We start from the raw sequence: 21,834 nt of genomic DNA, 5'->3' as shown, positions 1-21,834 counted from the left end.
GCGAGACCGACCTCGACTACAACGCGGGCCCATGCGACGCACCTGGAACCCTGGTTGGAAAGACCACCGGCAGGCTCATGCGCGTGTAGAGGAACCTCTTCGAGACTGCCTGTGTTCGCCGCCGCGATCTAGGTCGCGCGTGTCGTGGGCCGCGAGGGTATGCTCACGCGGTAACTCTAATCGATTCGCGGCCCCTACTTGCACCGGATCCCTTCGGTCAGGATTTGAATCTCCCTGAAGCGTTGCGGGCACGGAGCTAGCCGGCCAGCCCGTCAGGCTCCCTTACGTTTCGCGAACAGGCAAAGCATTTCATACATCAGCGTTGCCGCAACAAGTGCCGTGTTTCCGCTCGGATCGTAAGGCGGCGAGACTTCGACGACATCGCCGCCGATCCAGTTCAGGCCGTCGAGTCCGCGAAGCAGCGCCAGGGTCTCACGAGTTGTCAGTCCGCCGATTTCCGGCGTGCCAGTGCCGGGCGTGTACACCGGATCGAGGCCGTCGACGTCAAGTGACAGATACACGGGCGCACCGCCCACAACCCGCCGCGCCTCTTCGGCAATCGCAGCTGGTCCAAGTGCGTCGAACTCTTCGATGAACACCACACGCATGCCGTTATCGATCGAATACCGCCAGCCTTCATCTGAATTCTGCGCGCCGCGAATGCCGATCTGGATCGTTCGCTTCGGATTGAGCAACCCCGCTTCGACCGCGCGTCGAAACGGTGCGCCGTGCGTGAATTTCGATCCCTTGAAGCTGTCCCACGTATCGGTATGCGCGTCGATATGAACTAGCGCGATGGGCTCTTTCGGGTCCATCGCCTGAAAGATCGGATACGTGATCGAGTGGTCGCCGCCTGCGCTCAACGGAATCTTGCCCGCCGCGAAAATCGGCTCGAAGAAACGGCGAATATCGTCGTGTGCGCGTTCGAGATGGTAGAGGTCGGTGAACGGCACATCGCCAATATCGCCGATCCGGCAGGCTTCGAATGGATTGAAACGCGTCACGTGATGCGTCGAACGCGTTAGCGTCGACATATTGCGAATCTCGCGCGGACCGTATCGTGCACCTGGCCGCGCAGTCACGCCGCCGTCGAACGGCACGCCCGCCAGCACGATATCGAGCGCGCTCAGATCGGTGCACGGCGGCACGCGCATGAAAGTCGGGATGCCACTGAAACGCGGCAATTGCATCTGCGAGAGATCGGTGGCTGACATGTTGAAATTCCTAGAAAGTAGGCGGCGTATTGATCCACAGCACGCGCGTGACGACCTTGCCCGGATTGCAGTAACTGTGTGGCACGTTGCTGGGAAAGTAGAACGAATCACCGGCTTGCAGGCGATAGCGTTCGGCGTCGAGCGTCAATTCGAGCTCGCCTTCAATCACATAGCCCAACTCCTCGCCAAGGTGCGAAATCTGCTCGTCGCTGCTCGAGTGCGGTTCGATCACGTGAATGTCGCCTTGCAGCAGTTGACCGGGAGCGGGCACGACTACGCGCTCCAGCATGATCGATCCGCGCTTGCCCGCAGTCGGAAAGCTGACCGACGGCCGCTCTTTCGCGCGTTGCACCGGTGACGTGTTGATATCCGGCCCGGACACGAGTGCGGCGATATTGGTCGACAACGCGAGCGCGAGTCGGTGCAACGTCGCGAGCGAAGGCGTCGCGTGACCGCCTTCCACCTTCGACAGCAGGCTTGCCGAACAGCCGGCCTGCGCGGCGAGCGCCTTCAGCGTGAGCTGGCGCACCATGCGCGCGTGTTTCAGACGAACGCCGAGTGAATCGGCCGGCGTGGCTTGCGGCGGCGCGGCGGCCGTGCCGGATGAGGGCCGCCCGCTGCCCGGGGAGGAGTTCGTTTTTCTGGTTGCCACCGTGGCCCTATCGGAAAGGTTGGAAGAGCGGTTACGCCATCACCGTGAATTCGACTTCGAGCGGATTCAATGCGTTGATTGGAATGATATCTTGCGGGCACGCGGACATCACCACGACGCAATCCATCACGGCCTTGATGTCGACATGATCGCCGGCTTTCGATACCGGCGGCAGCCATTCGATCGAATAGTCGGACTTGATCGGAATGTTCATCCACAAGTTGAACGGTTGCGGCACTTCGCGCGCGCGCAGGCCGATTGCCTTCAGCGCCAGACGCATGTTGTCCGCGCAGTTGTCGTGATAGCCCTCGACGCCGAGGTTCTTGTAACGGTACAGGTCGCACGCGGCGATCATCGTATCGTGTACGCCCGGTGATGTATCGGTGACCAGTTTCGCAATCGGGCGACGATGGTTCGTCACGAGCGGATCGCCTGCTTGCGGGATCACCTTGTCGATAAACGCGCGGGTATGTTCGAACGACAGGAATTCGTTCAGATGCGCCGCGTTGAAAATCCAGGTGTCGCACACTTGCGTGCCATGCGGATTGGCAATGCGGATAGTCTGTCCCGCTTTCACGCGCACCGCGCGGCCACAGCGTGCCGGCACTGTGTAGGTCTTGTCCAGCTCCGGCGTGCCGTCGGCGGAGATCGGTTCGTTCAGCGTCGCGTTCAGGCCGGTTTCGGTGCCGTTGTCCTGCGTATGCTCGTGTGCGTGGTCATGATTGAAAACGGTGCTCATTGTGACTCCTTCATCAAGGTTCGTTGCAAAGTGTGGCGAGGCAATGCGCGAGTGCGCGTGTGCCCAGCACAAGGTGATCGTCGTCGGTATGTTCGAGTGGGTTGTGGCTGATGCCATTCGCGACTCCGCACGAACAGCATCGCTGTCGGGCAGTGTTGCGCCAGATACATCGCGTCGTGAAATGCGCCTGACGTCAACGTCAATATGCGGGCATCCAGCGCTTCGGCGGCTTCGCCGAGTCGTGTCCGTAGTGCGTTGTCGAAAGCGACCGGTGCGTGAGAGAAAAGTGCTTCCAGCGTCACGCGAAAACGCTCCGCGCAATGCGCGATCTGTTGGTCAAACGCAGCCAGGACAGCGTCGTCGGGATGACGGAAATCGACGGTGAACGTGACCGACGACGCAATCGTATTGATCGAATTCGGCGCAACGCTCCAACGTCCGAACGTGACGCGCGTATCGTCCTGACCCAGCGATTTCGCGAATGCGTCGATGTCGGCGCGCACGTCGATGGCGAGCGACATCGCATCGCGGCGCACGTGCATCGGCGTGGTGCCCGCATGCGCGGCGACGCCCGTACAGGTCACCGAATACCAGCGCAGGCCCTGAATACCGCTGACAACGCCAAGCGGAATACCGGCGAGTTCGAGTTGCGGCCCTTGCTCGATATGCAGTTCTATAAACGCGTGCGCGGCTCGCGTTTCATTGCGGGTCGCGAGCGACGGGAATGCGAGGGAATGCGCGGCTAGCGCGTCGGCGAGAGTGATGCCCGACGCGTCACTGGCCGTGCGATACTTCTCGATCAGCGCGGGTTCGACGAACGCGCTCGATCCCATCGCGCCAGGCTGAAAGCGGGTGCCTTCCTCGTTGGTCCAGACCACCACGTCGAGAGGGCGACATGTGCGGATGCCGGCATCGTTAAGCGCTTCGATGCATTCGAGGCCTGCCAGCACGCCATAACAGCCGTCGAGTTTGCCACCGCTCGGTTGCGTATCGGCGTGGCTGCCGGTCATCACCGGGGGCAGGTTTTCGGTGCCTGCGCGGCGGATGAACAGGTTCGCGCAATGGTCGGTGGTGACAGTGCAGCCAAGCGCGGTCGCCCGTTCGATCAGATAGCGGCGCGCATCAATGTCGCGCTCTGACAATGCCGGCCGGTCCACGCCGCCGTCGGCGCGCGCGCCGAAGCTCGCCAGCGTGTCGACTGCGTGCAGCAGTCGCGCGGGATCGACGTGACCGGCGACACGAGCGGCGTCATTAAGCGGGTGATTGGTCATGCCCCTCTCCCGGTGACTGTCACGATCAAAGCCGCTTCTGGCGGGTTTAAACCGGTCGTAGCGGCGTTGTCCGCGTTGGGCGTGGATGTCGGCGTGGGCGACAGGCTCCGATCGAACCACGGCTTTAAAAATTGCTGCAGACGTGGTGTACGGGTATTGCCGAACAGTTGCGCCGGTGGTCCGGCCTCGACGATCTTTCCCGCCTCCATGAACACGACCTTGTCGGAGATCTTCGCCGCGAAACTCATCTCGTGCGTGACCATCACCATCGTCATGCCATCCTGCGCCAGCGAGCGGATCACGCTGAGCACTTCTTCAACGAGTTCGGGATCGAGCGCGGACGTGGGTTCGTCCAGCAGCATCACTTCCGGTTCGATCGCGAGCGCGCGGGCAATGCCGACGCGCTGTTGCTGACCGCCGCTCAAACGCGCGGGATACGCATCGGCTTTGTGTTCGAGGCCGACACGCTGCAACGCGGCGAGCGCCTTGCGTCGCGCTTCACCCTTGCCGATCTTCTTCGACAGCACTAGCGGCGCCGCAACGTTTGCAAGCACCGTCATATGCGGCCACAGGTTGAACTGCTGGAACACCATCGCGACGGGGCGACGCACTTCGGCGATGCTTTCGTCGCTGTCACGAATGCGTTCAGCGCGGCCATTCAAGCGATAGCCGAGCAACTGACCTTTGATCCAGACTTCGCCTTCATCGTACGCTTCCAGAAAATTCATGCAGCGCAGCGCGGTGGTTTTGCCGGAACCAGACGGTCCGATCAGCGTGACGATTTCACCGCGCATCACGTCGAGGTCGATGCCTTTGAGGACGCGCGTCGCGCCGTAAGACTTGCCGACCGCCTTGAGTTGAAGAATGGGGAGTGCGCTCATGAGGTCTTCTGCAAAAAAGGAATCAACGCGGACGCGCGCGCGGCGATCAGCGCGACGGCTTGGGTCAGCAGCCAGTAGCAGACGATCAACATCGCGTACGGGCCGATATACGTGTACGTGGACGCCACGATGTCGCTCGCGGTCATCGTCAGTTCGGGGACCGTGATGATCGACGCGACAGCGCTCTCCTTGATCACCAGGATTACCTGATTGGCCAGCAACGGTACAGCGAATGCGAGGGCTTGGGGCAGCTCGATCGCGCGAAACGCGGCCCGTCTGCCAATGCCGAACGCGCGTGCCGCTTCGATTTGCCCGTGGGGAATGCTCGCCCAGCCCGCGCGGAAAATCTCCGCGAAATAGGCCGCCGCGTAGATCGATAGCGACACGATGGTGGCTTGCGCAGCGGTCATCGTCAGTCCGAGAACGGGCAATCCGAAGTAGACGATCACCAGTTGCGACAGATACGGCATGCCACGCACCAGCCATACGTAGGTTCTATACGGAATGGCCAGCGCTTTGCTAAAACGCATCCGCAACGCGTTGAGCGCGAATCCGCCGATCATGCCGAGAAACGCGGCAAGCAGGCTGACTTCGAGCGTGACCAGCATTGCATCGGCAAAGCGTGGGACCATGGAGAGAAATGCGTTCATAGGAGTCGGCCTTTTCCCGCATCAGATGCGCTTTGCGAGACGCCGCTCGTAGCCGTGTGCGGCGAGCGAAAGCAGCGTCGTGATGGCCAGATAGAAGCACGCGGCGAGCGTATAGACTTCGAGGGGCCGGTAACTGGACGACGACAGTTGCTGACCGACGCGCATCAGGTCTGTCACCGCAATCACCGAAATCACCGCCGACGCCTTCACGATATCGATCATCTCGGACACGAGCGCGGGCAGCGTCACGGCTACTACTTGCGGAACTTCGATACGCCACAGCGTCTGACGCCGCGTGAGATTGAAGGTCCGCGCCGCCTCGATCTGTCCGCGCGGAATGGAGCGGAAACCAGCGCCTAAAATCTGCGATTGATAAGCCGCCGTGTTCAACGACAAGCCAACCGCTGCCGCGACCACGCCCGGCAACGTCAATCCGATCGCAGATGGCACGTAATAGAACACCAGCAATTGCGCCAGTACCGGCGTGCCGCGGAACACGCTGACGTAGACCCGCGCCGCGCGTGACAGCAATGCGCTGTCGCTGGCCGACATCGTGTAGATGAAGACGCCGGCGAAGAAGCCGCACAGTACGGCCACCGCTGAAAGCCAGAGGGTGGTCAGCGCGCCGGCCAGCAACTGCGGCAGATAGCCGAGGCAACGGGTCAGAAGGTCAGGCGTGTTCATGTCGTCTCGATGAACGGATTGCGGGCCATGTGGCTTTACATCGTCGGCTGGGGCAGCGCGCCGGACGGCACGTCCATCGTCGTGCCGAACCACTTTTGCTGGAGCTTCTTCATCGTGCCGTCCTTGTTCGCGCGGGCAATGCCGTCGCTGAACAGCTTGGCGAGTTCCGCGCTATCGGCGTCCTTTCGCGCAACCCATGCGAAATAGCTCTTCGGGCCGATGGTTTGAGGCATCACCATGAACACGCCGGGGCGCGCTTTCATCAGCGGTCCGAGATTGGCAACCGATTGCGCGACCGCATCGAGCCGTCCAACGGCGAGGTCCGCGTAAGCTTCGTCGAACGCGACGTATTGCTTGATCTGCTTGAGGCCTGGGCTACCTGCGTCCTTCAGTTTTTTGTCGAGCGCGACGAGGGCCTGGAGTTGCGCGGAGCCGGTTTGCGAACCGACGATCTTGCCGTTCAGATCGTCCGGCGATTTGATCGTGCTTTCGTTGGTGCGTAGAAGCACGCCGGTGGTCGCGTCAGCAACCGGCAGCGTAAACGCGAAGTGGCTGGCGCGATCCTTATTGACCGTGACCGCAGTCACGACTATGTCGAAGCGCTTGGCATCGAGGCCGGGCAGCAGTCCCTGGAATGGCAGGTCGAGTTGCTTGACCTTGACGTCGGGTAGCGACTTCAGCACGTACTGCATGAGGTCGGCGTCATACCCGACGATCTTGCCGTTGTCGATGTATTCGAAGGGCGCGTAACGCGCCTCGGTGGCGATCGTGATCTCCTTGTTGGCCTTGATGCGGGACAGCAGATCGTTGTTCTGCGACCAGCTTGGGACCGACGCGCATAGCGCGAGCGCGCCGGTCAATGACAGTACCAGAGTGCGGATAGGCTTATGCATGTTGCTCCCGAGCAGTTCGATGCGGTTAGGAAATTCGTGAGAATTTAATTCAAGTAACTTGAATACATTTCACTAAGCATGAACTGTGCCGGTCGTGGGCCACGATCTACGGATATCTGTCGGCAGCGGATTGCACCCAGGAAGTGAAATGCAGGGATGCGCGCACCCGAGGAGTGCCTGAAGCACAACGTTGGGTTGGCAGGAGGGCGGCTGGGATAGAAAGTGGACCGAAGTTGGCCTATGCAGGGTGTGGTGGCGAGGCGCCGGCAGGGTCGCCGGCGTGTCGTTGAGCGGACTACATCCGAGGCGCATATAGGGGTAATCGTGCAGTTGGTGCGAAATCTGGCGGTAGTCAGACGCAGAGTCGCTTGCAGCAAGGCTCGGCTGTGGCTTGTGCGCAATCGAAGGTTGCACAAGCCATTGATCAATATGGATCTTTCGAAACAAACCGCCAGAATTCGCACGGCAAGTACGACAACCCCAATGAAGGGTATGAAAGTTGCAGCTTTCATACCCTTCGTTTGCGGACACGGGCCCTGTTTTGGGAAAGTGGTGGCCGGACGGCACCAGGAGTGACGCTGCAGCACCGGGCGGTCACTCTTGGCGCGTGGCCGGATGCGAGCGGAGATGTGGAGAAGCGGGCAGGCGCGACTGAGGCGGGGAGCTACGCGACCCGGGACGCTGGGATGTCTGCTGCGCAGAACCATAGCCGTTGACCCTTCGTGATATGCCGGACTTTGCACGTGCAAAGTCCCTCACGGGAGCGTGGACCGCGATCAGTACACGGCTACGGTTAGCGAAGCTGGAACGGCCGGCCTATCCCGGCGAGCCGGGGTGGCGCAGTCGCGTGCCGATTGCGGGGAGGCTTGCGGATCGGGTAGGGTGGCGAAATCTTCACCACCTCAACAGGGAGAAACCATGAACAAGCAGGAACTGATCGACGCAGTCGCGGCGAAGACGGGCGACAGCAAGGCGGCGACCGGAGAGACGCTCGATGCGCTGATCGCGGCGATCACTGGCGAAGTCACGAAGGGCGGCACCGTGCAGTTGATCGGCTTCGGTTCGTTTTCCACCGGGGCGCGCGCCGCACGGCTCGGCCGCAACCCGGCCACCGGGGCCGAAATCCAGATTCCGGCCGCGAAGACGGTCAAGTTCACGGCGGGCAAGACATTCAAGGATGCGGTGAACGGCGGCTGAGCGCGACGCAACCATCGGTCGGGCTCCTGCCGGTGGTAATCCGCCGGCCACATCGCCGCTACTGTCTGCCGGTGAGACAGGGAGTCGTCTGATGGTGCAGTGAGCCTGGACCTGGGCGAGCCGGCCCGGTAGCATCGGGGGCGAGATGCTGCGACATGCCGTCGCCCCTTCGATTCGCTGCCCATCTATATAGATCGCCGTATGGAAAAGAAACGACCGCGGAGCAGGCGAAACCCGATGTGTCCATCGGTCGGTGCGCTGCTGCGCTACCGGACGCGCATCGTGCGTGTGATCGCCGAAGCGCGTGGGCAGCGCGCAATGATCGAGTCACTCGATACGACCGGCAGGACTTTCGTCAGCACCGTCAAATGGAACAGCCTGCGCGAACTTGGCGCCCAGCTGTTCTAGTCCGACACCCTCCATTGTGGGGCCAACGGCTGTGGTGCAAACTCGGTAGAAGGGCAAGAAATCGCCCATGTTTCGGAAACCTTAGCAAGCTGAAAGAACCGCCATCCAGATCGAAGGCGAAGTGGTATCTTTGAGGTGCATGCTGGTGAGATCGAACTGGCCTTTGCGAATGCGATGCATCAGTTCGATGCGGGAGAGGGTAACGGCGGCGCTGCGGAACCGCTTGAACCCGAGCATCACGTTCACCCGCGCTTTGATGTGGCGGTGATCCTGCTCAATCAGGTTATTCAGGTACTTCGAGGATCGCAATTCCGTTCGCCTGGGTAGTGACTCGTCGGTCTTCATCTCGCGGACCGCCCGATGAGATGCCGCGTAGCCGTCCAGCGTGATCGTCTCAGGAGCGCGTCCCTGAGTCCTGATTGCCTTCGCGAAGAACGCCTTTGCTGCCGCCACGTCGCGCCTGGCGCTGAGGCGAAAATCGATCGTCTTTCCCGCCCTGTCAACGGCACGGTAGAGATAGGCCCATTTGCCGCGAATCTTCACGTAGGTCTCGTCGACTCGCCACGACTGACCGGCTGTCGTAGCCAACCGATTCCAGCGTTTGACGAACTCCGGCGTGTAGCGCTTCACCCAACGCAGGATCGTAGTGTGGGCGAGGGACAGGCCGCGCTCAGCCATCATCTCGACAAGATCACGCAGACTGAGCTTGTAGCGCAGATACCAACGCACGCAAAGGACGATGACTTCGCGGTCGAAATGACGCCCGTTGAACAACCATTCGAGATCTTTCAGCTTGCTCATTGGCTCGTGGTCGTCAAAAGTTCAAGGGTAACAGACCGACGCGCCGGAATTGCACCACAACCGTTTTGATAAAGTCGCATAGCAAAAAGTAGCGTAATCCACGATATTCACAGATGCCAGATGAATATCGGACAAAAGGCAGGCGCATTCAGAATTGTGCGGTGCGAATGATGGACTATCGCGCGAAAGCAGGCCATCCCAGCAACCCCTCCCCGCGAGAGTCGAACCACTGAAATATGGCGGCGTCGAGCAACGAACGGACGTACCTGCCGATCCATGCCAAGTAGGCGCGATGCACATCGCGTTTTACGTCGACGATCTCGACGCGGTGCTCCAGCGCATCGCGCCTACTGGATGGCATCGGCAGGGGTGCCGCAACTCATTCCGGCGGGACCGCAAGCAGGTACTAAGGTTTTCTACGCCGTGGGGCCGGACGGTTCGGCGATCGAGTTCATGCAGCCGGGAAGTTGAATGCCTCGCTGCCTGGCGCGGCGGTCCGTATCGGCATGGGAGTGACGACAAGCCGGTAACTGTCGCGCGTTAGCCTGGCGCTTGCGGTCGGATACCATCAAGAAGTCTGCATCTGCTGCTGGCACTTCAACTCGATGAATTCGGCCGGATGCGTGACCTCGGCGGGCGTCGTCACGCGCATGTAGCCATCGAGGAAGCGTAGCATGTCTACTGTGTTGTAGACGCCGCTCAGTGAACGGTGCGTTAAGGACCGGAACGCGAATTTGAGGGGAACAATGAACGTTAAACGTACCGCCGGAGCGCTGTTGCTGCTCCTCGCATCGACAATTTGCGCATTTGGACAGGAGGCGGGTCTGACCGATGCACAAATCGTCGGCATCATCCTTGTGGCGAATCAGGCGGAAATCGCGGCCGGCCAAACAGCCTTGCGCAGAACACAGTCGACAAGCGTACGATTCTTCGCGAATCGGATGGTTGACGAGCATGGACAGGTCAACCAGGAAACCGCTGGATTGATGCAGAGACTCGCAGCGACTCCACAACGAAGTGGGATTAGCGATGCGCTCGCGCAGCAGAGCTACGACGACCTTGCGAGGCTCAATGCAGTCGAAGCTCACGAGTTCGACCAGGCGTACCTTGATCGCGAGGTGATCTTCCTGCAGCAACTGGTCAAATTGGTAAACACCTTCATTCGGTCCACGACGAACGCGGAATTGAAGACACTGCTCGTCCGGTCTCGCCTGTCTTTTATTTTCCATCTCGACCAAGCTCACCAATTGCAGTTGGCGCTGGAACACCCAAGGTTTGGACGATGATCTGCGCGACGGGATCAGCGTGAGGACGATCCGATCTGGAGCCGGCGTCCGACGGCTGTGGTGCAAATTGCGGGCGCAAGCAAAAAACGGTGTATTCACCATTGCATCATCGTGCTGAAAGGACTGACTTCCAAACAGCGGGCGCAGTGGTATCTTTGAGGCGCAACCGTGCGAGGTTGAACTGACCTTTGCGAATGCGATGCATCAACTCCACGCCCGATATCGTAATGGCCGCATTCCTGAAGCGTTTGAAGCCGAGCATTGCGTTGACCCTGGACTTGATGTTGCGATGATCCTGCTCGATCAAATTGTTCAAATACTTCGACGATCGCAATGTCGTGTCCGCGGGCAGAAACTGGTCCGCCTTCATTTCCCGCACCGCGCGGTGAGACGCAGCGTAACCGTCCAGCGTGATTGTCTTCGGAGCGAGCCCTTGACTCCTCATCGCTTTCGCGAAGAAAGCCTTGGCCGCAGCGACATCGCGCCTGGCGCTGAGCCGGAAGTCGACCGTCTTTCCCGCGCGGTCAACTGCACGATAAAGATAGACCCATTTGCCACGGACTTTCACATACGTTTCGTCGACTCTCCATGAACGACCAGCGGATTTTGCAAACCGGTTCCAGCGCTTGACGAACTCCGGCGTGAAGCGTTTGACCCAGCGCATGATCGTAGTGTGCGCGAGCGACAGCCCGCGCTCGGCCATTATTTCAACGAGGTCTCGAAAGCTGAGCTTGTAACGCAGGTACCAACGCACACACAGGACGATGACTTCGCGGTCGAAGTGGCGGCCGTTGAACAGCCTGTCGATGTCTGTCAGCTTACTCATAGCCTGCGCGCGCTAGTCAAAACCGGAGCTTAACCTACTGGCTTCTCCGATTTGCACCGGAGCCAATGAGAGCCCTACAGATTCTTGATCGAGCGTTTGGCTTGGCCGGTCGATGCGGCCCACCTCGATCGTATTTACATCACCCCAGTCGGTAATCAGTTCGATGCGAACGACGATTTTCATCGCGGACCTCGATGTAGGTACTGGCGAGGTTCAATGCTAGCGCTGCCGAAAACCCCACGCCTTTTAACAGTTCCTTCGGAATGACGCAAAGTTGTCCAGCACTGCTCGCTGTGCCTTATAAACTGGTCTTTGGGTCCGGACGACTTTGTGTCATTTGACAACTGCTCGCGCCGGTGCTCGATATGTCCACATCCAGCTATACCGAAGCCGAGTATCGTAACTTCCTTGGAGTCCAACCCGATCTGTTTCTTGCGGCCCAGGATGCGTGCCGCTTTGCGGTAGATGCCCTGACCCGCAGTCTCGGCGTCGAACCCTACGAGGCGTATTCCATCATGGGTATGGTCGGGGAGTTGAGGATCCACGAGATCGTCGACAGACCGAACTGGGTCGTCGGCTGCATGCTGCCGCGTACCTTGTTCGCGCGTGGCTAGAGCGCGTTACCGCAACTGGTGGTCCGCGGCGCCTAAAAAGCACCCCGGGCCCATGTCCCTTCGTCGCGAGTCGACGCCGGCGAGGAGCACGAGCTCTACCGCGCCGCCTGCATAAACCCCCGCACTTTGTCCTCGTCGACCGGGTTCCACCACACGCCGCCCACCTTCAACGAACTGGCGACGATCACGGCGTCGACAATCGACAGAATCTCCGCCACGTTGCGCTCCGTGCAGCCGCTGCCCACCAGCAGCGGCAAGGTCGTCGCCGCACGAATCTGCCGCAGATAGTCGGGGCTGGCGGCGTCTCCAGTACGTTGACCGGTGGCGATGATCGCGTCGGCGTCGAAGAATTCCACGTCGCGCACCAGTTCTTCCAGCGCGCGATCCGCCACGATGGCATGCGCGCCGTGCTTGACGTGCGCATCTGCAAACACGCTGATGCCGTCCGCGCGCAGCCGCGCCCGATAACGCAGCGCGTTGGCCGCCGCGCCTTCGATCAGCCCTTCGTTGGCGACATACGCATTGGCCCATTGATTGACGCGCACGAAGGCCGCCTGGCTCGCCGCCGCGATAGCGAGCGCGGGAATCGCCGCATTCGCCAGCACGTTGATGCCGATCGGCAGTCCGGTTTCGCGTGCGATGCGATCCGCCGTCACCGCCATGAACGCCGAGGTCTCATGACCGATATCGTCGGGCTTCGAGAATGGCACGTCACCGTGATTTTCGATGATCAGGCCGTCGACGCCGCCGCTCGCATACGCGAGCGCATCGGCACGCGCGGTGGCGTACAGCGCTTCGCTCGCGGCACCCTGATAGCGCGGCGAGCCGGGAAAAGCCGGACAGTGAATCACGCCGATCACCACGCCGCGCGCGCGGCCAAAAATCCGCTCGACGCAGTCGAGACGCCCGCGGCCAACACAAGAAGTTTCCATATCGATTCAACGTGCCTGAGAGTAGGTGACTGACGAAAGAACAGACTGCGGGACTGCCGCGTGCAGCAACGCGCGCATCGCGGCGCGCTCGGGAAAGCTCGCTTGCGCACCGGGTCGGGCGACCGCGTAAGCGGCCACCGCCTGCGCCCAGCGTAACGCGTTTGGCATCGGCAGCTTGAGCGCCAGCGCGGCGAGAAGCGTGCCGCAAAAGGCGTCGCCGGCGCCGACTGTATCGACGGCTTCAGCAGGCACTGCTGCGAGATGCCGCGTGCCGTGGTTATCGCACCAAAGTACGCCGTCCGCGCCGAGCGTGACGCAGACGTCGTGCGCGCCGGCGCGATGCAGCGCGGCAGCGGCGAGCGCTGGGTCGTCCAGCGCGGTCAACGTGGCGGCTTCGACGCGATTGACCACGAGCACATCCAGGTCCGCCAGCAAGGGCATGCAATCGAAACGGACCGGCCCAGGATTGAGCAGCGTGCGGCACGCACCGAGCCGCGCGGTGCGCAGGACCTCGGCGGTGACGTCGGCGCTCAGGTTGCCTTGTAGCGCGATCCAGTCGCCGTCGCGCGTGGCTTCGTGCAACGCACAGCGGTCCGGGCGATAGTTGGCCGCAGCCAGGTTGCGCGTGACGATGGTGTTTTCGCCGGCGGCATCCACCGTGACGATGGACAGATCGGTCGGGCACGGCATGCGCAGCAGATGGCGCGTGTCGATGCCTTCGGCGTTCAGTTGCGCGATCAGCCGGTCGCCGTCCGCGTCTTCGCCGACGGCGGCAAACAGCAGCGTCGATGCCCCCGCGCGCACCGCGGCCACGGCCTGGTTCGCACCCTTTCCGCCGAAGCCGGACGTGCTGTCCAAAGCAAGCGTGGTTTCGCCGGGCGACGGCAAGCGTGCGACGTTCAGGCTCAGATCGATCGCCGCATTGCCGACCACGCAGATGCGCGGCGTAGGACTGACGGCTGTGCTCATCGCCCCGCCCAATCGGTCAGGGCGCCGCGATACAGATCGACCGCTTCCAGCAGCCGATCCCATTGCTCGTCGCCGGGCGGGTTGACCGTGTCGGCGGCGACCAGCTTGCGAGTTGGTTCGATAAGCTCGAGTGCGTGCATGGTGGCCCTTGCGCCTCTTGCGGCTGAGGAGATTACTTCGCGGCCAACGTCAGCCAGTCCAGACAGTTCAGCCATAGCGTCGCATTGCCGTCCCAGTCCGAGAATTCCGGTGGCAGCCAGTGATGCGACATGTCGCTCGTCCAGGCCACCGTGCGGCCCTCGCCGTATTCGCCGGCGACGAGCAACGGATGCCCGGTGTCCGGCACCGTCGCAATCACGGTCGCGCCCGGCTTCACTTGCACCTCGTTGTACCCCAGCAGATGCGGCCACGTGGTGCCGAGTCCGGCGACGATCGGATGCTGCGCGACGATCTGCGGCGTGAATCCTTCCGGCACTTCGCAGCGGTCGTCGTGGGGCAGGCAAGTGACTGGCAACACCTCTTCAACCGGCGTGCCGCGAAACCGTGCGCTGCCGGCGATGCCCTGAAAACTCAAATAGCCACCCACCATCATCAAGCCGCGTCCCGCTTTCACATATTCGCGCAGTAGTTTCAGGCGGTTCGGCGTGCGCTGGCTTTTGGACCACGTATCGGGGTGCAGCAGCAACGTATTGGCGCCGATGTCGGACAGGATGATCGCGTCGTACGCAAGCAGTCCTTCGAGCGTGATCGGAAACTCTTCCTGCGCTTCGTGACTAGGCATATGCGTGATCGCATAGCGGCTGTCTTTCAGCGCATCGAGAAAGAGCTTTGCGCCGTTGTGATACGTCACCGTCGGAAACTGGTCGAAGCCTTTGATGTGCGTCGACGTGCTGGTCCAGCTTTCCCCCGCAAGCAATATCGACTTGGCCGATTGGGCGGATTGGGTCATGCGAAATCTCCTGTGAGGCGCGAAGATCGCCGTGTCGGCGGCAGTCCTCGCGGCGTTAAACCGGTTTACCGAATTTGTTTTTGAGTCGAATGAGCGCTGCCGAGTTGTGCGACAAACATGTAGCTCGCGCTTAGCGTTGCCGCGCAAAGACCTTTGCCGGATTGCCGATCATCATGGTTTCGATCTGCGCATCCGTCACACCATGGCGTCGCAATCGCGGCACGAAGTACTTGAGGATGTAGCCGTAGCCGTAACCGCCGTAACGCGTCAGCATGGTCTTGAGAAATACGTCTTGTGACATCAGCACACGGTCGATAAAGCCGGCGTCGATCAGCGCCTTGATCGCACGCGCATTCTCTTCATCCGATGGCGATTGCGCTGCCTCGTCGGCGTAGAAGTAGTCCATGCCGATCATGTCATACTCGAGCCACGCGCCGCGCCGCGCGAGCGTGTGCTGATATTCCGTATCCATGTGACTTGGATTCATGTGGCAGAGGATGGTGTGACGCAGGTCCGCACCTTCCGCTTCAACGATATCCAGCACGCGGTGGCCATGGCGCACCCAGCCGGGCAGATGTACCGACAACGGCACGCGCGTCGCCGCGCTGGCACGCGCCGCGGCCCGCAGCGATTTCTCTTCGTTGGCCGTGAAGGCCGCGGACACACCAATCTCGCCGATCAATCCCGCTATTACATCAGGCTTTTGATCCGCGCCGCCCACTTCGATAATCAGTTGTTCGGCTAGATCGTCGATGGATCGTTCGCTGACGTAGCGCGGATGCGTGGGCTCCAGATAGAAGCCGGTCGACATCACGATGTTAAGGCCGGTACGCCGGGCGATGACCTGCAGCGCTGCAGGATCGCGGCCAATGCCGAGATTGGTTGGGTCCACCACCGTCTCGCCGCCCAGCTCGCGAAAACGCATCAGCTCGTCAATCGCGGTTTCGACATCGAACAGCTGGCAGTTGTCGCGGTTCATCAACGGATTCATCCGCAGCGCGCCGAGAATGCCGATATGCACTTTCTGTTCGCCGATATGACGGTCGCCGCAGCATGAGGGCGGCACCCACTTGCCGGAGGCATCGAGCAGGATGTGCTCGTGCATCAGCGTGACGCCCATCTTCTCGACGGGCAGGGGACCGAGCACGGTCATCACATGGCCGGTGTCCACGCCAATCGGCAGCGGCGAAACATGACGGAAGATCGACGTCATCGTTTAAGCCTTTTTGCCGCGCCGCTGTGAAAAGATCCGCGTGTTCATCCAGATGGCGAGCAGCATGATCGCGCCTTGAATGATCTGCGTATAGAACGGCGATACGTGGATCAGGATCAGCCCGTTGCCGAGCACGGCAATCGTCAGCGCGCCGAGCAGCGTACCGAGAATCGTGCCGCGTCCGCCGAACAGATTCGTGCTGCCGAGCACGACGGCGGCGATCACCGCGAGTTCGAAACCGACGCCCTGATTCGACGAACCGCTACCGAGCCGCGCCGTTGTAATGAGACCCGCGAGCCCCGCGGCCGCACCGCTGAGAATGTAGACCTTCAACGTCACGATCCGCACGTTGACACCCGCGCGGCGCACACCTTCCGCGTTCGTGCCGATACCGACCACATAACGCCCGAACCGCATATGACGCAGCGTAAACCAGCCGGCGAACAGGATCACGGCGGAGATGATGGCGGGCATCGGCACGCCGAGAATATGACCACGTCCGAGTTGCACGAACCAGCCGTCGTTTTCGATCGGCACCGAATAGCCTTGCGTGATCAGCAACGCAAGACCGCGCACGACCGACAAGGTGCCGAGCGTCACGATAAACGCGGGCATGCCGGCCCACGCGATGAAGTAGCCGTTGATCGCACCAATCAGCGCGCCGAGCAGGAGGCCGCCTATCAAGACGACGCTGTCCGACATTCCCGCGTGCAGCGCAATGGCGGCGAGTGCGCCAACCAGCGCAAGCGTCGAGCCGATCGAAAGATCGATGCCAGCCGTGGTGATCACGAGCGTCATCGCGGTCGCGACGATCAGCAACGGTGCGCTCTGGCGCAGCACGTTCAGCAGGTTGCCGGTGGTGAGGAAGGTATCGGTGGCGAAGCTGAAAGCGACGGCGCAGCAGACGAAGAACACCGCAATGCTGGCCACGCCCGCATTGCCGCCCAACAGATGTTGCAACGAGCGGCGCGGCGCTTTCTGGTCCTTTTCCTTGTGCATGGCGATTTCCACGATCAGTCCTCCGAGAGCGCGCGCGCCGAGCGCGCCTTGAATTTACGTCCGACGATCAGATCGACGACTTCTTCCAGATTCGTTTCGCCAATCTTGCGATCCGCCACGTTCTGTCCTTCGTACATCACGCTGATCCGGTCGCAGACGAGGAAAAGGTCCTGCAAGCGATGGCTGATCAGAATGACGCTGACGCCGCGCTGGCTGATGGTCTGAACCAGTTCGAGCACCGCTTCGACTTCGGCCACGGCGAGCGCTGCGGTCGGTTCGTCCATGATCAGCACCTTCGGATCGAAAGACACAGCGCGTGAGATCGCAATCGCCTGACGCTGGCCGCCCGACAGATTTTCGACATCGAGATGCGTGTTCGGAATGCGGATGCCGAGACCATCCAGCATTTCGCGGGCGTCGTGATGCATCTTCGCGTGGTCGAGCATGGGAATGCCGAGCACGCGGCGCAGCGGCTCGCGGCCGAAGAACAGGTTGCCGGCCACATCCACCGTATCGCACAGCGACAGGTCCTGATAGACCATTTCGATGTGATGCGCGCGGGCGTCGCCGGGGTCCGTGAAATGCACGGGGTTGCCGTCGATTTCGATGCGACCTCCGTCGGGAATAACCGCGCCCGCCAGCACCTTCGATACCGTGGATTTGCCCGCGCCGTTATCGCCGACGAGCCCCAGCACTTCGCCGGGCGCCACTTCCAGATTCACGCCGCGCAACGATTGCACCGCGCCGTAACTCTTGATGATGTTCTCCATGCGTACGCGTGGAGGGATGGCAACGCTATTCATCTGCATGTCCTCGTCCGGCGCATCTGCTGCTCGATTGAACCCGCTTGCACTTACTTGAAGATAGCCCGGTATTTGTCCACGTTCGCTTTCGTCACGATGGTGACCGGCACCGAGATATTCTTTTCGACTGGCTGTTTGGCGATCAGTTTGAGCGCGGCGCCAACTGCCGCCTTGCCTTCGCCTTCGGGGTCCTGCTGCACGACAGCGGCGACGAAGCCCGCGTCGATGCCCTTGATGGCCTGCGCGCTCAGGTCCCAACCGACGATCTTCAGATGATCCGTCGTGCCCTGCGACAAAACCGCTGCGACCACACCGATCAGCGCGGGCTCCCCGGTCGCATAGACAATCTGCAGATTCGGATTGCCCGAGATCAGGTTTTCAGCTGCAGTTTGCGCCTGATCCTGCACGTTTTGGCCATCGACGGTGGACACGATTTTTGCACCCGGTGGCGTTGCGACACCTTCCTTGAAACCGTCCAGCCGCACGTTCTGGATGAACGAATTCAGGGCGCCCACCACGCCGATCTGCGCCTTGCCGCCCAGATTCTTGTTGATGTAGTTCGCCGTGTACTTGCCGATATCCACGCCGACTTTCTTGTTGTCCACGCCCACCTGCACGGCGTTGTCGCCGTTCACGATGGCGTCGATGGTGACCACCGGAATACCGGCTTTCTTCGCTTCGCTGATGGCGGGCTTGATGCCGTTTACGTCGATCGCGACCACGAGAATCGCATCCACTTTCTGCTGGATATACGTCTCGATGGCGTTGTTCTGCGCGTTCGGGTCGTTGTTCGAGTTGTAGATCTCAAGGTTGACGCCGGCTGCTTTCGCGGCGGCCTGCGCGCCCTGGTCCATCTGTGTGAAGAAGAGTGCCTCCTGGTTGATCTGCACCAGTGCGATCTTCTTGTCCGCGGCGAACGCGCTGCCGCTGGAGCCGATGAGTGACAGCGCGAAGAGGGTGACCGCGAGCCGGCGCAAAGGATGTGGTGCGTTCATCGAAATCCCTTTTCTGAGTAAGCGGCGCGGTGCGTGGAATGGCGCCGTCCCGTGAGTGGAAAAGACTTTCAAAGGACGCAACCAAGATTGCGCCCGCCTTCTTGTAAACCGGTTTATTGAAGTTAAATGGAGAGTATTGGGATGTCAACCGTTTCAATAAAGACCAGGGTAAATACCAAAGAAGACTAAGTCTTGCGGGGCGGCGCGACCGACGCGCGTTCAATCAGCCGCACCGGCAGGCGATGTACCGGTGCGCCGAGCGCCGCACCGGGAGCAAGGGCGGCTGCTGCGCCCGCGGCCTCGCCGGGATCGGCGGCGAGCATGGCCAGCAGAATGGCGACGCCCGCGCGGCCGAGTTCGCGCGCGGACTGCCGCAGCGTGGTGATGGGCGGCATCAGCAGGCTGGCGAATTCCATGTCGTCGAAGCCGACGATCGACATGTCGCGCGGCACTTCAAACCCGCGGTCGCGCAGCGTCTCCAGCATGCCAACCGCAAGATAGTCGCTGCCGGCGAAGACGGCGGTGGGGGCGTTCTTGCGTGCAATCAGTTCGGCAGCGGCCAACTGGCCGAAGCGGCGGTCGTAGGCGCCGAACAGCACGAGTGACGCGTCGAACGGCAGGCCGGCCTCGTCGAGCGCACGCCGGTAGCCAGCCAGACGCTCACGCACGGTGAAGAGCGTTTCCGGTCCGCTGACGTGCGCGATGCGGGTGTGGCCGGCGTCGATCAGATGTTTGGTGGCCAGATAGCCGCCTTCGGCGTTGTCGACGAATACCTTGGGTACATCGACGCCCGGTACGTCCTCGTCGATAAGCACGATGTTCCTGCGCTCGCCGATCAGCTTCTGCAGCGAGCCGTCGTCGGGGCGATTGGTGGCGAAGATCAGGCCGTCCAGATGCTGGGTGTCGAGCCAGCTCAGATAGAGCGCTTCGCGTTCGAGCTGGTTGCGCGTGATGCACAGCGACAGTCCGAAGCCGCCTTCGGAGGCGGCTTCTTCGACCGCGTCGGCGAGTTCCGCGAAGAACGGGTTGGCAACGTCCGGCATCGCGAGGCCGATGGTCTCGCTGCTGCCGATGCTCAGACGCCTCGCAAGACTGTTCTGCCGATAGTTGAGGGCGATCACGGCGTCGTCGACGCGCTTCCTGGTTTCCGCCGGCAGCGTCAACGTACCGTTGAGGTAACGCGAGACCGTCGCCTTGGACACGTTGGCCAATTCGGCGACATCGCGGATCGTGGAGACTTTTGCCAAGTGAGGTTCCCGGAATTTTCGCGGCTAGTGTAACGTGCGGTGAAAAAAAATGGCACGATCATCAGGAATCTTGAGGAAGTCCGGGCTGCGGTCGTCGAGTTCAAGGATCGTTACAATCGCCACTGGCGTCTCGAAAAACTGGGCTTCATATCACCCCATGAAGCCCGTCAGGCAGCCACCCTGAACGAGGCCACCTGAATTGCAAAACGTGTCCAGACAATCCGAGCCGGTACAGCCGTATCGAGACGCGTACCGTGCGCATCTGGAGTGTGCCGGAATACTGGCTGGAAGATTGACTGGCAGCCGCGGCAGATCGTCAGCGGCTCGCGTACGGTCGAACGCCGCCACCGCGCTGACGGCTGGGTCCGCACCAGCGAAACCGCATGGTGGGTCAGTACATCCGTCATGAGCGCCGCAACCTGTCAGATGGCCATCCGTGGCCGCTGGTCAATAGAGAACCAGAATCATCATGTGCGCGATGTGGCCTTGCGAGAGGATCACTGCTCGACGCGCATTGAACGCCTAAACTGTTTCAACGCATGGACAGGGGGAAACTCGTGACGCGATTCGCATAAGGCGATGTCGAAACGGGCCGGACGTCGAGTATGGAGCGCTGAGCCGAACATCGGGATTCGCCATAGCCAGACGCGAGGGAGGCGCGGTCGCTGGTGTCCATCGGATCGCGCGGCTTCGGAACCACCAGGAGGAGCGGCTGTGAAGAAAGAGCAACAGGTTGCACTTGTGACGAATGCGTCGGACTATGCCGGGCCGCCTGCCGTAGCAGCACTGCTGGATGCAGGATTCCGCGTGCTTGCCCACGATGATTCCTTCGTGGACGACATCGCGTGGGAGCACTTTTCGAACGTGAATGGCAGTGTCGAGCGTGTGAGCGGCAAAAGTGTTGAGCTGCTGGTCGAAGCCGCATGGGCCGTCACTGGGCGGGTTGATGCCATTGTCAGTAACGACCACTTTCCCGCTATCCATCGGCCCACTGTGGATGCATCACTGGACGACCTGCGGCAGACGCTAGAAAAGCTGGTGATCGGTCCTTTCGCTTTGGTAAAGGCGGCAATCCCGCGTATGAGACATCAGGGCGGCGGGAATCTCGTATTAGTGACATCGTGCCGGACAAAGCTGCCAATGCACGGAGGCGCCATTCCTGATGCCGCGAGGGATGCTGCGAATGCATTGGTTCGATCGTTTTCCGTCGAACTTGCGCCACTTAACATTGCCGTCAACGCAGTGGCACCGAACTTCCTGTATAGCGAGGCTTATTATCCACGCGCTATCTTCATAGACCAGCCTGAGGGTCGTGACTATGTCAGGTCTTCGGTGCCGGCGGGTCGGCTAGGCAGGCCGGAAGAGATCGGCGAACTGATCTGCTTCCTCGCATCGACACAGTCCCGGTTCCTGACTGGCGCTGTAATTGACTTTTCGGGCGGGTGGCCTGCGGCTGCAATGAGGCCCGGAAAGACGGACGATTGAAAGCAACTGGGCACAAAGTGGTACCGATTCTTGCCCTATGCGGGGGACGCATATGCACATCGCATGAGGCTGCGTTCGGCCCAGACTGTGTCAAAACGCATTTTTGAAGCGCTAGAATTCTTCATC

At 61.1% G+C, this 21,834-nt stretch carries 25 protein-coding genes and 1 pseudogene; 6 read left to right on the top strand and 20 right to left on the bottom strand.

Features of this window, described 5'->3' with window-relative positions; genetic code table 11:
• Window positions 1-272: 272 nt before the first annotated feature.
• From speB to P0D89_RS38035, 8 genes and pseudogenes are all read right to left on the bottom strand, one after another.
• Window positions 273-1,214: an agmatinase gene (speB, locus tag P0D89_RS38070; protein ID WP_408361134.1), complete on the bottom strand. Its 942-nt coding sequence runs from the start codon at window positions 1,212-1,214 to the stop codon at window positions 273-275.
• Window positions 1,215-1,224: 10 nt separating this feature from the next.
• Entirely contained in the window at window positions 1,225-1,866 is a 642-nt protein-coding gene (locus tag P0D89_RS38065; protein WP_408361132.1) for a cupin domain-containing protein, read from the bottom strand.
• Between the two features lie 31 nt (window positions 1,867-1,897).
• Window positions 1,898-2,605: a DUF1989 domain-containing protein gene (locus P0D89_RS38060; RefSeq protein ID WP_408361130.1), complete on the bottom strand. Its 708-nt coding sequence runs from the start codon at window positions 2,603-2,605 to the stop codon at window positions 1,898-1,900.
• Between the two features lie 13 nt (window positions 2,606-2,618).
• A pseudogene (locus P0D89_RS38055) lies at window positions 2,619-3,876 on the bottom strand (M20 family metallo-hydrolase).
• Entirely contained in the window at window positions 3,873-4,757 is an 885-nt protein-coding gene (locus P0D89_RS38050; protein WP_408361128.1) for an amino acid ABC transporter ATP-binding protein, read from the bottom strand. The pseudogene P0D89_RS38055 and the gene P0D89_RS38050 overlap by 4 nt, the downstream one beginning before the upstream one ends.
• On the bottom strand, window positions 4,754-5,407 hold the full coding sequence (locus P0D89_RS38045) for an amino acid ABC transporter permease (RefSeq protein WP_408378101.1): 654 nt from the start codon (window positions 5,405-5,407) through the stop codon (window positions 4,754-4,756). Before P0D89_RS38045 ends, P0D89_RS38050 begins: the two co-directional genes overlap by 4 nt.
• Window positions 5,408-5,428: 21 nt before the next feature.
• Window positions 5,429-6,091, bottom strand: a complete 663-nt coding sequence (locus tag P0D89_RS38040; protein ID WP_408361124.1) for an amino acid ABC transporter permease — start codon at window positions 6,089-6,091, stop codon at window positions 5,429-5,431.
• A gap of 35 nt (window positions 6,092-6,126) precedes the next feature.
• Window positions 6,127-6,984: a transporter substrate-binding domain-containing protein gene (locus tag P0D89_RS38035; RefSeq protein WP_408361122.1), complete on the bottom strand. Its 858-nt coding sequence runs from the start codon at window positions 6,982-6,984 to the stop codon at window positions 6,127-6,129.
• 882 nt (window positions 6,985-7,866) lie between these two features.
• Here P0D89_RS38035 and P0D89_RS38030 point away from each other — a divergent pair.
• Together P0D89_RS38030 and P0D89_RS38025 are read left to right on the top strand one after the other, a co-directional pair.
• The gene (locus tag P0D89_RS38030) at window positions 7,867-8,181 is read left to right on the top strand and encodes an HU family DNA-binding protein (protein ID WP_408364420.1); all 315 of its coding nucleotides are present in this window, start codon (window positions 7,867-7,869) and stop codon (window positions 8,179-8,181) included.
• 237 nt (window positions 8,182-8,418) lie between these two features.
• Window positions 8,419-8,589 carry a hypothetical protein gene (locus P0D89_RS38025; protein ID WP_408364422.1) on the top strand — a complete coding sequence of 57 codons (171 nt, stop codon included), beginning with the start codon at window positions 8,419-8,421 and terminating at the stop codon, window positions 8,587-8,589.
• An 81-nt stretch (window positions 8,590-8,670) separates the two neighbouring features.
• On the opposite strand, the gene P0D89_RS38020 is transcribed toward P0D89_RS38025, so the two are convergent.
• Complete coding sequence (locus P0D89_RS38020; RefSeq protein WP_408364424.1) at window positions 8,671-9,390, bottom strand: IS6 family transposase; 720 nt, start codon at window positions 9,388-9,390, stop codon at window positions 8,671-8,673.
• 746 nt (window positions 9,391-10,136) lie between these two features.
• Between P0D89_RS38020 and P0D89_RS38015 the strand changes: the two genes are divergently transcribed.
• Window positions 10,137-10,676: a DUF4142 domain-containing protein gene (locus tag P0D89_RS38015; protein ID WP_408364426.1), complete on the top strand. Its 540-nt coding sequence runs from the start codon at window positions 10,137-10,139 to the stop codon at window positions 10,674-10,676.
• Between the two features lie 106 nt (window positions 10,677-10,782).
• On the opposite strand, the gene P0D89_RS38010 is transcribed toward P0D89_RS38015, so the two are convergent.
• Both P0D89_RS38010 and P0D89_RS38005 read right to left on the bottom strand, forming a co-directional pair.
• The gene (locus P0D89_RS38010) at window positions 10,783-11,493 is read right to left on the bottom strand and encodes an IS6 family transposase (RefSeq protein WP_408378103.1); all 711 of its coding nucleotides are present in this window, start codon (window positions 11,491-11,493) and stop codon (window positions 10,783-10,785) included.
• A 21-nt stretch (window positions 11,494-11,514) separates the two neighbouring features.
• Complete coding sequence (locus P0D89_RS38005) at window positions 11,515-11,685, bottom strand: hypothetical protein (protein ID WP_408364428.1); 171 nt, start codon at window positions 11,683-11,685, stop codon at window positions 11,515-11,517.
• Between the two features lie 182 nt (window positions 11,686-11,867).
• Here P0D89_RS38005 and P0D89_RS38000 point away from each other — a divergent pair, with 182 nt between their 5' ends.
• The gene (locus P0D89_RS38000; RefSeq protein ID WP_408364430.1) at window positions 11,868-12,116 is read left to right on the top strand and encodes an acetamidase/formamidase family protein; all 249 of its coding nucleotides are present in this window, start codon (window positions 11,868-11,870) and stop codon (window positions 12,114-12,116) included.
• A 95-nt stretch (window positions 12,117-12,211) separates the two neighbouring features.
• Here the strand turns inward: P0D89_RS38000 and P0D89_RS37995 are convergent, their stop codons facing one another.
• The 9 genes from P0D89_RS37995 to P0D89_RS37955 form a co-directional block, all read right to left on the bottom strand.
• Window positions 12,212-13,048, bottom strand: a complete 837-nt coding sequence (locus tag P0D89_RS37995; RefSeq protein WP_408364432.1) for a BtpA/SgcQ family protein — start codon at window positions 13,046-13,048, stop codon at window positions 12,212-12,214.
• Between the two features lie 6 nt (window positions 13,049-13,054).
• Window positions 13,055-14,017: a ribokinase gene (locus P0D89_RS37990; RefSeq protein WP_408364434.1), complete on the bottom strand. Its 963-nt coding sequence runs from the start codon at window positions 14,015-14,017 to the stop codon at window positions 13,055-13,057.
• Complete coding sequence (locus P0D89_RS37985; protein WP_408364436.1) at window positions 14,014-14,157, bottom strand: hypothetical protein; 144 nt, start codon at window positions 14,155-14,157, stop codon at window positions 14,014-14,016. The genes P0D89_RS37990 and P0D89_RS37985 overlap by 4 nt, the downstream gene beginning before the upstream one ends.
• Window positions 14,158-14,189: 32 nt before the next feature.
• A complete protein-coding gene (locus P0D89_RS37980; protein WP_408378100.1) occupies window positions 14,190-14,966 on the bottom strand; it encodes a glutamine amidotransferase in 777 nt (258 codons plus the stop codon).
• Window positions 14,967-15,096: 130 nt separating this feature from the next.
• The gene (locus P0D89_RS37975) at window positions 15,097-16,179 is read right to left on the bottom strand and encodes a phosphotriesterase family protein (protein WP_408364440.1); all 1,083 of its coding nucleotides are present in this window, start codon (window positions 16,177-16,179) and stop codon (window positions 15,097-15,099) included.
• A gap of 3 nt (window positions 16,180-16,182) precedes the next feature.
• Window positions 16,183-17,190 carry an ABC transporter permease gene (locus P0D89_RS37970; RefSeq protein ID WP_408378098.1) on the bottom strand — a complete coding sequence of 336 codons (1,008 nt, stop codon included), beginning with the start codon at window positions 17,188-17,190 and terminating at the stop codon, window positions 16,183-16,185.
• Window positions 17,191-17,192: 2 nt separating this feature from the next.
• Window positions 17,193-17,981, bottom strand: a complete 789-nt coding sequence (locus P0D89_RS37965; protein WP_408364444.1) for an ATP-binding cassette domain-containing protein — start codon at window positions 17,979-17,981, stop codon at window positions 17,193-17,195.
• Window positions 17,982-18,031: 50 nt separating this feature from the next.
• Entirely contained in the window at window positions 18,032-18,976 is a 945-nt protein-coding gene (locus tag P0D89_RS37960) for a substrate-binding domain-containing protein (protein WP_408364446.1), read from the bottom strand.
• 185 nt (window positions 18,977-19,161) lie between these two features.
• On the bottom strand, window positions 19,162-20,223 hold the full coding sequence (locus P0D89_RS37955; RefSeq protein ID WP_408364448.1) for a LacI family DNA-binding transcriptional regulator: 1,062 nt from the start codon (window positions 20,221-20,223) through the stop codon (window positions 19,162-19,164).
• A 39-nt stretch (window positions 20,224-20,262) separates the two neighbouring features.
• Between P0D89_RS37955 and P0D89_RS37950 the strand changes: the two genes are divergently transcribed.
• Entirely contained in the window at window positions 20,263-20,421 is a 159-nt protein-coding gene (locus P0D89_RS37950; RefSeq protein ID WP_408364450.1) for a hypothetical protein, read from the top strand.
• A 516-nt stretch (window positions 20,422-20,937) separates the two neighbouring features.
• On the top strand, window positions 20,938-21,708 hold the full coding sequence (locus P0D89_RS37945; RefSeq protein ID WP_408364452.1) for an SDR family oxidoreductase: 771 nt from the start codon (window positions 20,938-20,940) through the stop codon (window positions 21,706-21,708).
• The last annotated feature ends 126 nt before the right edge of the window (window positions 21,709-21,834 follow it).

Source organism: Paraburkholderia sp. RL18-085-BIA-A (genome assembly GCF_046027075.1).
Classification (GTDB): Bacteria; Pseudomonadota; Gammaproteobacteria; order Burkholderiales; family Burkholderiaceae; genus Paraburkholderia.
This window is presented reverse-complemented; position numbering and strand designations above follow the sequence as displayed.